This is a genomic window from Streptomyces sp. CWNU-52B (assembly GCF_047444975.1).
Taxonomy (GTDB): Bacteria; Actinomycetota; Actinomycetes; order Streptomycetales; family Streptomycetaceae; genus Streptomyces.
Genome location: NZ_JBLFJV010000033.1, coordinates 38,688 through 50,674 on the forward strand (window position 1 = coordinate 38,688; position 11,987 = coordinate 50,674).

10 protein-coding genes are annotated in these 11,987 nt (G+C 69.9%); 9 read left to right on the forward strand and 1 reads right to left on the reverse strand.

Annotated elements, in window-relative coordinates; all coding sequences use genetic code 11:
- Positions 1-9 precede the first annotated feature (9 nt).
- The 7 genes from ACLVWQ_RS28035 to ACLVWQ_RS28065 all read left to right on the forward strand — a co-directional run bounded on the left by ACLVWQ_RS28035 (position 10) and on the right by ACLVWQ_RS28065 (position 8,758).
- On the forward strand, positions 10-1,170 hold the full coding sequence (locus tag ACLVWQ_RS28035) for an acyl-CoA dehydrogenase family protein (protein WP_414112016.1): 1,161 nt from the start codon (positions 10-12) through the stop codon (positions 1,168-1,170).
- A gap of 265 nt (positions 1,171-1,435) precedes the next feature.
- Positions 1,436-2,482: an ABC transporter substrate-binding protein gene (locus ACLVWQ_RS28040; RefSeq protein WP_414111985.1), complete on the forward strand. Its 1,047-nt coding sequence runs from the start codon at positions 1,436-1,438 to the stop codon at positions 2,480-2,482.
- Positions 2,483-2,575: 93 nt separating this feature from the next.
- A complete protein-coding gene (locus ACLVWQ_RS28045; protein ID WP_414111986.1) occupies positions 2,576-3,475 on the forward strand; it encodes a siderophore-interacting protein in 900 nt (299 codons plus the stop codon).
- A gap of 148 nt (positions 3,476-3,623) precedes the next feature.
- The gene (desA, locus tag ACLVWQ_RS28050) at positions 3,624-5,066 is read left to right on the forward strand and encodes a lysine decarboxylase DesA (RefSeq protein ID WP_414111987.1); all 1,443 of its coding nucleotides are present in this window, start codon (positions 3,624-3,626) and stop codon (positions 5,064-5,066) included.
- Positions 5,050-6,354, forward strand: a complete 1,305-nt coding sequence (locus tag ACLVWQ_RS28055; RefSeq protein WP_414111988.1) for a lysine N(6)-hydroxylase/L-ornithine N(5)-oxygenase family protein — start codon at positions 5,050-5,052, stop codon at positions 6,352-6,354. The genes desA and ACLVWQ_RS28055 overlap by 17 nt, the downstream gene beginning before the upstream one ends.
- Positions 6,351-6,947, forward strand: coding sequence for a GNAT family N-acetyltransferase (locus tag ACLVWQ_RS28060; RefSeq protein ID WP_414111989.1), 597 nt, complete (start codon positions 6,351-6,353; stop codon positions 6,945-6,947). Before ACLVWQ_RS28055 ends, ACLVWQ_RS28060 begins: the two co-directional genes overlap by 4 nt.
- Positions 6,944-8,758, forward strand: coding sequence for an IucA/IucC family protein (locus ACLVWQ_RS28065; RefSeq protein WP_414111990.1), 1,815 nt, complete (start codon positions 6,944-6,946; stop codon positions 8,756-8,758). Before ACLVWQ_RS28060 ends, ACLVWQ_RS28065 begins: the two co-directional genes overlap by 4 nt.
- A 92-nt stretch (positions 8,759-8,850) precedes the next feature.
- Here the strand turns inward: ACLVWQ_RS28065 and ACLVWQ_RS28070 are convergent, their stop codons facing one another.
- Positions 8,851-10,446, reverse strand: a complete 1,596-nt coding sequence (locus tag ACLVWQ_RS28070; protein ID WP_414111991.1) for a beta-N-acetylhexosaminidase — start codon at positions 10,444-10,446, stop codon at positions 8,851-8,853.
- 62 nt (positions 10,447-10,508) lie between these two features.
- On the opposite strand from ACLVWQ_RS28070, the gene ACLVWQ_RS28075 reads away from it, so the two are divergent.
- Positions 10,509-11,375, forward strand: a complete 867-nt coding sequence (locus ACLVWQ_RS28075) for a DUF4429 domain-containing protein (RefSeq protein ID WP_414111992.1) — start codon at positions 10,509-10,511, stop codon at positions 11,373-11,375.
- 354 nt (positions 11,376-11,729) lie between these two features.
- Complete coding sequence (locus ACLVWQ_RS28080; protein ID WP_414111993.1) at positions 11,730-11,987, forward strand: hypothetical protein; 258 nt, start codon at positions 11,730-11,732, stop codon at positions 11,985-11,987.

Here is an 11,987-nt window from a genome sequence, read left to right on the forward strand (position 1 = left end):
CGCATGCCTCTGGACCACCGCCTCTCCCCCGAACTCGACGAACTCCGGCGTACGGTCGCGGAGTTCGCCCGCGATGTCGTGGCGCCGAAGATCGGGGACTTCTACGAGCGGCACGAGTTCCCGTACGAGATCGTCCGTGAGATGGGCCGGATGGGCCTGTTCGGGCTGCCGTTCCCGGAGGAGTACGGCGGCATGGGCGGCGACTACCTGGCCCTGGGCATCGTGCTGGAGGAACTGGCGCGGGTCGACTCGTCGGTGGCGATCACCCTGGAGGCGGGGGTGTCGCTCGGCGCGATGCCGATCCATCTCTTCGGGACGCCGGAGCAGAAGGCGCGGTGGCTCCCGCGCCTCTGCTCGGGCGAGCTGCTCGGCGCGTTCGGTCTCACCGAGCCGGACGGCGGCTCGGACGCGGGCGCGACGCGTACGACGGCGCGTCTGGACGAGGCGACGGACGAATGGGTGATCAACGGCAGCAAGTGCTTCATCACCAACTCGGGGACGGACATCACGGGCCTGGTGACCGTCACCGCGGTCACGGACCGGAAGCCGGACGGCAGGCCGCTGATCTCCTCGATCATCGTCCCGTCGGGCACCCCGGGCTTCACAGTGGCGGCCCCCTACTCGAAGGTCGGCTGGAACGCCTCGGACACCCGCGAGCTGTCCTTCGTGGACGTCCGCGTCCCGGCCGCGAACCTGCTCGGCACCGAGGGGCGCGGTTACGCGCAGTTCCTCCGCATCCTGGACGAGGGCCGCATCGCCATCGCGGCCCTGGCGACGGGCCTCGCGCAGGGCTGCGTGGACGAGTCGGTCAAGTACGCGAAGGAACGTCACGCCTTCGGCCGCCCGATCGGCGCGAACCAGGCGATCCAGTTCAAGATCGCGGACATGGAGATGAAGGCGTACACGGCCCGCCTGGCCTGGCGCGACGCGGCGTCCCGCCTGGTCGCGGGCGAACCGTTCAAGAAGGAGGCGGCACTCGCCAAACTCCACTCCTCCACGATCGCCGTGGACAACGCCCGCGACGCGACCCAGATCCACGGCGGCTACGGCTTCATGAACGAGTACCCGGTCGCCCGCATGTGGCGCGACTCCAAGATCCTGGAGATCGGCGAGGGCACGAGCGAGGTCCAACGCATGCTGATCGCCAGGGAACTGGGCCTGCCGACCTGAGCCCCGCTCACCCCTGACACACCTCAACCCGAAGCCCGACATCCGCGTCACAGCCCGACGGCAAGGTCACTCGTCCGACTGAAGGCATGACGTTCCGCCGCATGGTCAGCTCAGCACATGAGGCGATGGGTCTGGGTGACCCCCGCAGGCCGCTCCGGGCGTTTCGGCAGGTGGAACCCGGCTCCTGGACAAGTGATGAGGTTAGGCTAACCTACCTTCGCACTTGTCCGGTGGGTCATCCGCCCTGTTCGAAAGCAGCCACGCCATGTCCAACGCCCGTGCCACCCACCTCACCCGACGCGGTGTTCTCGCCGCCGGCGGGGCCCTCGGCCTCGGTGCCGTTCTGGCCGCCTGCGGTGACGACGAGCCGAAAAGCGGTGGCTCGGCGGACGGGACGAAGGCCGCCGGGTCCGGGCCCTGGAGCTTCAAGGACGACCGCGGTACGACGGCCAAGACCGACAGGACCCCGGCGAACATCGTCGCGTTCACCGGTGTCGCCGCCGCCCTCTTCGACTACGGCATCGAGGTCAAGGGCGTCTTCGGGCCCACCAGGACCAAGGACGGCAAGGCCGACGTCCAGGCCGGCGACATGGACATCAGCAAGCTGACGGTCCTCGGCAACGAGTGGGGCCAGTTCAACATCGAGAAGTACGCGGCCCTGGCCCCCGACGTCCTGCTCTCCACCATGTTCGACGACGCCGGCACCCTCTGGTACGTCCCGGAGGAGTCCAAGGACAAGATCCTCAAGCTGGCCCCGAGCGTGGGCATCTCCGTCTACGACCGCCAGCTGCCCAAGCCGCTGGAGCGCATGCTCGCGCTCGCCGAGTCGCTGGGCGCGGACGTGCAGGCCGCCAAGACCGTCCAGGCCAAGAAGGACTTCGAGACCGCCGCCGAGCGACTGCGCGCGGCCGCCAAGGCCCGCCCGGAGATCAAGGTCCTCGCCGGTTCCGCCAGCCAGGACATCTTCTACGTGTCCGGCTCGAACCTCTCCGTCGACCTGGAGTACTTCAAGGCCCTCGGCGTGAACCTCGTCGAGCCGCCCGCCAAGACCCTGAAGGCCAGCGGCGGCTGGTTCGAGAACCTCAGCTGGGAGAACGTCGACACGTACCCGGCCGACATCATCATCATGGACGACCGCACCGCGACCATCCAGCCCGCCGACATCACCGAGGCGACCTGGAAGAAGCTGCCCGCCGTCAAGGCCGGCCAGGTCATCGCCCGCACCCCCGAGCCGATCCTCTCCTACGACAAGTGCACCCCCATGCTCGACAACCTCGCCGAGGCCATCGAAAAGGCCAAGAAGGTCGCCTGACGGTCACGGGCCTTCACACCGACCGGCCCGACCCCGCCCAACGCACCCCACGCACCCCCACTCCGCCCGCCCGGCGGAGCGAAGGAGCCGAACATGCCGACGGCCACAGCCGCCCCGTACCGTATCTTCACCCTTCAGGTCACACGGACGAGGCGGCTGAGCCCGTCCCTGGCCCGGGTCACCTTCGCCGGTCCCGACCTCCACGCCTTCGCCTCCGACGGCCGGGACCAGAGCCTCACCCTCTTCCTCCCGCGCCCGGGGCAGCGCGAGCCCGTCCTGCCGATGGAGTACGGCGACGGCTGGCGCCAGGCCTGGATCGACACCGCGGAGGACGTACGCGCCGTCATGCGCTCGTACACCCTGCGCGCCCTCCGCCAGGACGCGCACGGGGCCACCACCGAGATCGACATCGACTTCGTCCTGCACGGCACGGAACCCGGCACCCCTACAGGCCCCGCTGCCCCTGCCGGCCCCGCCTCCCGCTGGGCCGCCGACGCCCGGCCCGGCGACCGCGTCGCCCTGCTCGGCCCCTCCGTCGCCGACAACGGGGCGATCCGGTTCCGGCCGCCCGCCGACGCCGATCTCGTCCTCCTCTGGGCCGACGAGACGGCCCTGCCCGCCGCCTCGGCCATCCTGGAGTCCCTCCCCGCCGGGACCAGGGCCCGCGTCTGGCTGGAGGTCCCGCACACCGGCGACCGCGTCCTGCCCACCGCCGTCACCGCCACGGCCAACGCCACCGCCAACGCCACCGACCTGGAGATCACCTGGCTCGTGCGCGACGAAGGCTCCCCCACCGCCCTGGAAGCGATCCGCGCCGCGCAACTCCCCGCCGCCCAGGCCCCGTACGCCTGGATCGCGGGCGAGGCCGGGTGTGTGAAGGAGCTGCGGCGCCACCTCGTACGGGAGCGCCAGATCGACCGCACGCGGGTCACGTTCGTCGGCTACTGGCGGCGCGGACTGAGCGAGGAGCAGCTGCGTGACAGAGGCGAGTGAGGCCGGGGAGGTGAGTGTCACAGAGGTGACGGGTGGGGCGGACACCCTCAGGAACTTAGGTTAGGCTAACCTAAGTTCCTCAAGTCGCACGGCGCCCCCACGCCTCGTCCCTGCGCCCGTCCCTCTCCCGCCCCCGGAGGACTCCCCCATGCGCTCGCACCTGCTCAACGACACGACCGCGGAGCGGTACCGCCGCTGCGTGACCGAAGGAATAGAGCGGGTGGCGGCCAAACTCGCCACCACCGAACGGCCGTTCACGGGTGTCACGGTCGACGCCCTCGCCCCCCGCATCGAACGGATCGACCTCGACAAGCCGCTGCACGACACCACCGCGGTGCTCGACGAACTGGAGGACGTCTACCTCCGGGACGCGGTCTACTTCCACCACCCCCGCTACCTCGCCCACCTCAACTGCCCGGTGGTCATCCCCGCGGTGGTCGGCGAGGCGGTCCTCTCCGCCGTCAACTCCTCCCTCGACACCTGGGACCAGTCGGCCGGCGGCACCCTCATCGAGCGCAGGCTCATCGACTGGACCAACGAGCGCATCGGGTTCGGCCCCGCCGCCGACGGCGTGTTCACCTCCGGCGGCTCACAGTCCAACCTCCAGGCGCTGCTGCTCGCCCGCGAGGAGGCGAAGAGCGACTCGCACGCCAAACTGCGGATCTTCACCTCCGAGGCGAGCCACTTCAGCGTGCGGAAGTCCGCGAAACTCCTCGGACTCAGCCAGGATTCCGTGGTCACCGTCCCGGTCGGCAACGACAAGCGCATGCAGACGGTCGTACTCGCCCGCGAGCTGGAACGCTGCCGCCGCGACGGCCTGGTCCCCATGGCCGTCGTCGCCACCGCGGGCACCACCGACTTCGGCTCCATCGACCCGCTGCCCGAGATCGCCGAACTGTGCGAGCAGTTCGGCGCCTGGCTGCACGTGGACGCGGCGTACGGCTGCGGACTGCTCACCTCCCTGAAGAACCGGCGCCGCATCGACGGCATCGAGCACGCCGACTCCGTGACCGTGGACTACCACAAGTCCTTCTTCCAGCCGGTGAGTTCGTCCGCCGTCCTGGTCCGCGACGCGGCCACCCTGCGCCACGCCACCTACCACGCGGAGTACCTCAACCCGCGCCGCATGGTGCAGGAGCGCATCCCCAACCAGGTCGACAAGTCCCTGCAGACCACCCGCCGTTTCGACGCCCTGAAACTGTGGATGACGCTGCGCGTGATGGGCGCCGACGGCATCGGCGAACTCTTCGACGAGGTCTGCGACCTGGCGGAGGCCGGCTGGCGGCTGCTGGCCTCCGACCCGCGCTACGACGTCGTGGTCGCCCCGTCCCTGTCCACCCTCGTCTTCCGCTACATCCCGGCCGCCGTCACCGACCCGGCCGAGATCGACCGCGCCAACCTGTACGCCCGCAAGGCCCTGTTCGCCTCCGGTGACGCGGTGGTCGCGGGCACCAAGGTCGGCGCCCGCCACTTCCTCAAATTCACCCTGCTCAACCCCGAGACCACGACGGACGACATCTCCGCCGTACTCGATCTGATCGCCGGCCATGCCGAGCAGTACCTGGGAGAGTCCCTTGACCGCGCATCCTGAACCAGCCGTGAGGGTCCACGACTTCATCGGTATCGGACTCGGCCCCTTCAACCTCGGCCTCGCCTGCCTCACCGAGCCGATCGACGAACTCGACGGTGTCTTCCTGGAGTCCAAGCCGGACTTCGAGTGGCACTCCGGGATGTTCCTGGAGGGCGCGCACCTCCAGACCCCGTTCCTGTCGGACCTGGTCACCCTGGCCGACCCGACGTCCCCGTACTCCTTCCTCAACTACCTGAAGGAATCGGGCCGTCTGTACTCGTTCTACATCCGCGAGAACTTCTACCCGCTGCGCGTCGAGTACGACGCCTACTGCCGCTGGGCCGCCTCGAAACTCTCCAGTGTCCGCTTCAGCACGACGGTCACGCAGGTGACGTACGAGGGTGGCGTGGACGGCGGGACCGAAGCGGCCGGGGTGTACGTCGTCCGGACCGCCACCGGTGACGAGTACCGCGCCCGGCATCTCGTCCTCGGCACCGGCACGCCCCCGTACATCCCCGAGGCGTGCGCGGAGCTCGGCGGTGACTTCATCCACAACTCCCGCTACCGGCAGCACAAGCGGGAGCTGCAGGCCAAGGAGTCGATCACGCTCGTCGGCAGCGGGCAGTCCGCCGCGGAGATCTACCTCGACCTGCTGAGCGAGATCGACGTCCACGGCTACCGGCTGAACTGGGTCACCCGCTCCCCGCGGTTCTTCCCGCTGGAGTACACCAAGCTCACGCTGGAGATGACCTCACCTGAGTACATCGACTACTTCCACGCGCTGCCCGAGCGGACCCGCTACCGCCTCCAGACGGAGCAGAAGAACCTGTTCAAGGGCATCGACGGCGAGCTGATCGACTCCATCTTCGACCTGCTCTACCAGAAGAACCTCGGCGGCCCGGTCCCCACCCGGCTGCTCACCAACTCGGCCCTGCGCACGGCCCGTCACGAGAACGGCACGTACACCCTGGGCCTGCGCCAGGAGGAGCAGGAGAAGGAGTACGAGCTGCGGTCCGAGGGCCTGATCCTGGCGACCGGCTACGCGTACGTGGAGCCCGCGTTCCTGGCGCCGGTGCGCGACCGGATCCGCTACGACGAGCACGGCAACCACGACGTGGCGCGCAACTACGCCATCGACACGAGCGGCCGGGGCATCTTCCTGCAGAACGCCGGCGTCCACACCCACTCGATCACCTCACCGGACCTCGGCATGGGCGCGTACCGCAACGCCTCCATCATCCGGGAGCTGCTCGGCACCGAGTACTACCCGGTGGAGAAGTCCATCGCGTTCCAGGAGTTCGCCGTATGAGCGCCGCCGGAACCGGCCACGCCGTGGGCGGCACCGTCGGCGCGCTGAGCCTGCGCCCCCTCGACCCGCTCAAGGACGCCGAGCTGCTGCACTCCTGGCTGACGCATCCCAAGGGGGCGTACTGGCTGATGCAGGACGCCAGGCTGGAGGACGTGGAGCGCGAGTACATGGCCGTGGCGGCCAGCGAGCACCATCACGCGTACCTCGGATTCCACGACGGGCGGCCCGCGTTCGTGATGGAGAAGTACGACCCCCGGTACATCGAGCTGGTGGGGCTGTACGAGCCCGAGCCCGGTGACGTCGGGATGCACTTCCTGGTCGCCCCCACCGACCGGCCCGTGCACGGCTTCACCCGGGCCGTCATCGTCGCCGTGCTGGACGAGCTGTTCGCCGACCCGCGCACCCGCCGGATCGTCGTCGAGCCGGACGTCGGCAACACGGCGGTGCACGCACTGAACGAGGCCGTCGGCTTCGTCCCCGAGCGTGAGATCGACAAGCCGGAGAAGCGCGCGCTGCTGTCCTTCTGTACGCGTGAGAGCTTCCTGAACCGGCGCAGCCACACCAATCGAGGAGCACGAGGAGTTTCCCCATGACCCTGTCCGACGCCGTGGCGCATCTGTCCCCCCACCGCTGGGACCGGGCCAACCGCCTCCTCGTCCGCAAAGCCCTCGCGGAGTTCGCCCACGAGCGGCTGATCACCCCCGAGGCGACCGGCAGCGTCGACAGCACCGGGAGCGACAAGGACGGCGAGGGCGACGAGGGCGCGTACGTCGTCCGCAGCGACGACGGGCTGACCCGCTACCGCTTCACCGCCACCCGCCGCGCCCTCGACCACTGGCAGATCGACGCCGAGTCCATCACCCGGAGCCGCGACGGCGCCGAACTCCCGCTCGCCGCCCTGGACTTCTTCGTCGAGCTGCAGAAATCGCTCGGCCTGAGCGACAAGGTGCTGCCGGTCTACCTGGAGGAGATCTCCTCCACCCTCTCCGGCACCTGCTACAAGCTCACCAAACCCCAGCTCACCGCCGCCGAGCTCGCGGCAAGCGGCTTCCAGGAGATCGAGACGGGCATGACCGAGGGCCACCCGTGCTTCGTCGCCAACAACGGGCGGCTCGGCTTCGGGATCCACGAGTACCTCTCGTACGCACCCGAGACCGCGAGCCCGGTGCGGCTGGTCTGGCTGGCCGCACACCGGTCGCGGGCGGCGTTCACGGCGGGCGTGGGCATCGAGTACGAGTCGTTCCTGCGGGGCGAGTTGGGCGAGGAGACCGTGGACCGCTTCCACGGCACGCTCCGCGACCAGGGCCTCGACCCGGCCGACTATCTCTTCATCCCGGTCCACCCCTGGCAGTGGTGGAACAAGCTCACGGTCACCTTCGCCGCCGAGATCGCCCGCGGGCACCTGGTGTGCCTGGGCGAGGGCGACGACGAGTACCTGGCCCAGCAGTCGATCCGGACGTTCTTCAACCGGAGCGAGCCCGAGAAGCACTATGTGAAGACCGCCCTGTCGGTCATCAACATGGGCTTCATGCGCGGCCTGTCCGCCGCGTACATGGAGGCGACCCCGGCCATCAACGACTGGCTCGCCCAACTCATCGCGAACGACCCGCTGTTCAGGTCGACCGGCCTGTCGATCATCCGCGAGCGCGCGGCCGTCGGCTACCGGCACCTGGAGTACGAGGCCGCCACCGACCGCTACTCCCCGTACCGCAAGATGCTCGCCGCCCTGTGGCGCGAGAGCCCGGTCCCCTCCCTCCGGGACGGCGAGTCCCTGGCCACCATGGCCTCGCTCGTCCATGTCGACCACGAGGGCTCCTCGATCGCGACCGCGCTGATCGAGCGCTCCGGGCTGACACCGGTGGAGTGGCTGCGCCGCTATCTGCGGGCCTACTTCACCCCGCTGCTGCACAGCTTCTACGCGTACGACCTGGTGTTCATGCCGCACGGCGAGAACGTCATCCTGGTGCTCAAGGACGGCGCGGTCGAGCGGGCGATCTACAAGGACATCGCCGAGGAGATCGCTGTGCTGGACCCGGACGCGGTGCTGCCGCCGACGGTGGAGCGGCTGCGCGTGGACGTCCCCGAGGACAAGAAGCTCCTGTCGATCTTCACGGACGTCTTCGACTGCTACTTCCGCTTCCTGGCGGCGAACCTGGCGAGCGAGGGCGTCCTGGAGGAGACCGACTTCTGGCGGGCCGTCGCCGACTGCGTACGCGGCTACCAGGCGGCCGCGCCCGAACTCGCGGACAAGTTCGCGCAGTTCGACATGTTCGCGCCCGATTTCGCGCTGTCGTGCCTCAACCGGCTCCAGCTGCGGGACAACGAGCAGATGGTGGACCTCGCCGACCCGGCGGGGGCCCTCCAGCTCGTCGGCACGCTGAAGAACCCCATCGCCGGGCTGTAGCCGGCCCCGAGAGCAGGCGGGCGTCCCCACGTACGGTCCCAGGGGGCGCCCGCCGCCGTACTCAACTACCCGTTCTCACCCATCGGCCGCAACTACTGTGCGGGCCACGGCACTTGCGGTGACCGGTAGTACTCCATGCCCAGCGCGTCCCACCGCGGTGCCTGCGCCGCGAGCCGCACCTTGTAGCCGTCCCAGTCGTGCGTCGAGGCCGGCGACCAGCCCAGCTCGGCCACCCCGGGCAGCCGCGGGAACGCCATGTACTCGATGTTCGCCGAGGTCGTGAGGGTCTCCGACCACAGCGGCGCCTCGACCCCGCGCACGGCCGAGCCCGGCACACCGGGAAGGTAGGTGCCCGGGTCCCAGTCGTACGACCGCCGTACCTCCACCAGGCCCGCCCAGTCGAGGCCGAGGGGCGTGTCCGCGGTGTACTTCATGTCGAGGTAGACCCGGTCGGCCGGGGAGAGGACGACCCCGGTGCCGGCCCGTGCGGCTGCCGCGACCTGCTCCTTCTCGGCGGCGCTCGTACCGTCCAGGCCCCAGTACTGGGCCAGCGCGCCCCGCGCCGGGCTCGCCGCGGTCAGCTGGTGCCAGCCCATCACGGACTTGCCGTACTTCGCGACGATCGGCTGGACCTTCTCCATGAAGGCCACGTAGTCCTCATGGCTCGTCGAGTGGGCCTCGTCGCCGCCGATGTGGAGGTACTTGCCCGGGGTGAGCGCGGCCAGCTCCCGGATCACGTCGTCCACGAAGTCGTACGTCACCGGCTTGTCGACGCACAGCGAGCTGAAGCCGACCTCGGTGCCGGTGTAGAGCGGCGGGGCGACGCCGTCGCAGTTCAGCTCCGGGTACGAGGCGAGCGCCGCGTTGGTGTGGCCCGGCATGTCGATCTCGGGCACGACCTCCAGATGGCGCGCGGCGGCGTACCGGACGAGGTCCTTGAACTGGGCCTTCGTGTAGTGGCCGCCGGCGCCGCCGCCGACCTGCGTGGATCCGCCGTACGGGGCGAGGCGTGGCCAGGAGTCGACGGCGATGCGCCAGCCCTGGTCGTCGCTGAGGTGGAGGTGCAGCGTGTTGATCTTGTAGAGCGCGAGTTGGTCGATGTAGCGCTTGACCTGGTCCACGGTGAAGAAGTGCCGGGAGACGTCGAGCATCGCGCCGCGGTAGGCGTAGCGGGGGGTGTCCGTGATGGTGCCGCCCGCGACCGGCCAGGGGCCCGGCTGCTCGGAGTCCTTCTCGACGGCGGCGGGCAGCAGCTGGCGCAGGGTCTGCACGCCGTGGAAGAGCCCGGCGGGCTCCCTGGCCGTGATGGTGACGGCGCCCTTGCCGCTGGTCAGCCGGTAGCCCTCCGCACCCAGAGCCGCGTCCTTGCGGGTGAGGTGGAGCCGGATGCCGTCGCGGCCGGGGTCGTCCGTGACCGGGAGCCGGTAGCCGGTAGCGGGGCGCAGCACGCCGGCGAGGTACGAGGCGACGCGGCGGGCCTCCGGGGAGTCGTCCACGCGGATGCGCGTACCGCCGGTGATCCGGTAGGGGGAACCGCCCAGTTCGACCGAGGCGGGAGCCGGGACGACCCGGCTCAGCGGCGTGACGGTGGGGCCGGGCGCGGACGGTGCCGCGCCGACCACGGAGATACCGGCGGCTGCCACGAGCAACAGCGTACCGAGCAGACGGGGCGTTCTGTGCTGTCTCACATGCGCTCCCTTCGAATGGGTATAGACCACTCTCCCGCAGAGCCGGTGAAACAATCCCCCTCATGGCGGAAATCATCCAGCGGGACGGCACGTGGACCTTCGACGGTGACGCCCTGCGGCTGGTGCCGGGCCGCGACAAGAACGTCGGCCTGCTGCGCAAGACGCTGGGTGAACTGACCGTCCCGCTCGGCGCGTTGGCGGGGATCTCGTTCGAGCAGGGCAAGAAGTCCGGCCGGCTCAGGCTGCGGCTGCGGGACGGCGCGGACCCGCTGCTCCAGGCGACCGGGGGCCGGCTCGCGGAGTCCGCCGACCCGTACCACCTGACGGTGGAGTCGGACCGGTACGGCGTCGCCGAGTACTTCGTGGACGAGATACGCAACGCGCTGCTCCTGGACGAGGTGCCGGCCGGGGCCGTCGACCGCTATCTGCTACCGGGGCCCGCCGTGCCCCTGTCGGTCTCGGCGGGTGACGGCACCGCGAGCTTCGACGGGGAGCGGGTCCGGCTGGAGTGGAACTGGAAGACGGAGGAGGCGAAGTCGGCCACCGGCGCCCGGACGCTCGCGCTGGGCGACATCCAGGCCGTGGAGTGGCAGCCCTCGGTCGGCCTGGAGAACGGACATCTGCGGTTCACGGTCCGGGGTGCGCCGACGAAAGCTCCGCCGAAGTACGACCCGAACGCGGTGGAGCTGTGGGGGTTCAAGAAGGACCCGCTGATGGCCCTGGTGGCGGCGGCGGTCCAGGCCCGCCTTCCCCACCCGTCGGCGCCCGCCGCGGGTCCGGGCCCTTCGCCGGAGCAGCCGGCCCCCGCCGGGGCGGACCACGACGTGCTGCTGCGCCGCCTCCGCGAACTGGGGGACCTGCACCGCTCGGGTGTCCTGACGGACGAGGAGTTCACCTTGGCCAAGCAGGCGATCCTGCGGGGGATGTAGGGCAGGGTGCGTCGTCGACCGCGGGTCCGTGGGGGCTGACCGCGCAGTTCCCCGCGCCCCTGAAAGCGGGGCTACGCCCCTGCTTTCACCCCACCCCGAGAGAACCGGCGCCACGAATGACAGCACACCCCGACCCGCACACCTCGACCCCCACCCCCCAGGGGCGCGGGGAACTGCGCGACCAGCCCCCACCGGGCCGGCGGTCGACGACGTACCCCGGCGGAGCGAGCCGCCAGCGGACCTGTCGAGGTACACACAGGGCCCGAACAGGTTCCCATGAGAGTTTCAACAGCCTCTTGCCCGATATCGGGCAGGATTCTTGCGATTGCGCGCGCTTTACCTCAGGATCGACGGGTGCACGACGAACTTGTTGATCACCTGACGCGCTCCACACCCCTCAGCCGGGGCGAGGCGCTGCGGGTGGTCCAGGACGTGCTCGCCTACTTCGACGAGACGACCGAGGACTACGTCCGTCGCCGCCACCGGGAGCTCCAGGCGCAGGGCCTGGTCAACTCGACGATCTTCGAACGGATCACGGCGGACCTCAAATACCGCGCGGTCGCACCGCCCGAGCTCACGCTCAGGCAGGTGCGCCGCATCGTCTACGGCTAG

Excerpts from the sequence above, each read along its gene's own strand:
- ACLVWQ_RS28040 (WP_414111985.1), top strand. The coding sequence starts at position 1,436 with ATGTCCAACGCCCGTGCCACCCACCTCACCCGACGCGGTGTTCTCGCC.
- ACLVWQ_RS28045 (WP_414111986.1), top strand. The coding sequence starts at position 2,576 with ATGCCGACGGCCACAGCCGCCCCGTACCGTATCTTCACCCTTCAGGTC.
- desA (WP_414111987.1), top strand. The coding sequence starts at position 3,624 with ATGCGCTCGCACCTGCTCAACGACACGACCGCGGAGCGGTACCGCCGC.
- ACLVWQ_RS28060 (WP_414111989.1), top strand. The coding sequence starts at position 6,351 with ATGAGCGCCGCCGGAACCGGCCACGCCGTGGGCGGCACCGTCGGCGCG.
- ACLVWQ_RS28065 (WP_414111990.1), top strand. The coding sequence starts at position 6,944 with ATGACCCTGTCCGACGCCGTGGCGCATCTGTCCCCCCACCGCTGGGAC.
- ACLVWQ_RS28075 (WP_414111992.1), top strand. The coding sequence starts at position 10,509 with ATGGCGGAAATCATCCAGCGGGACGGCACGTGGACCTTCGACGGTGAC.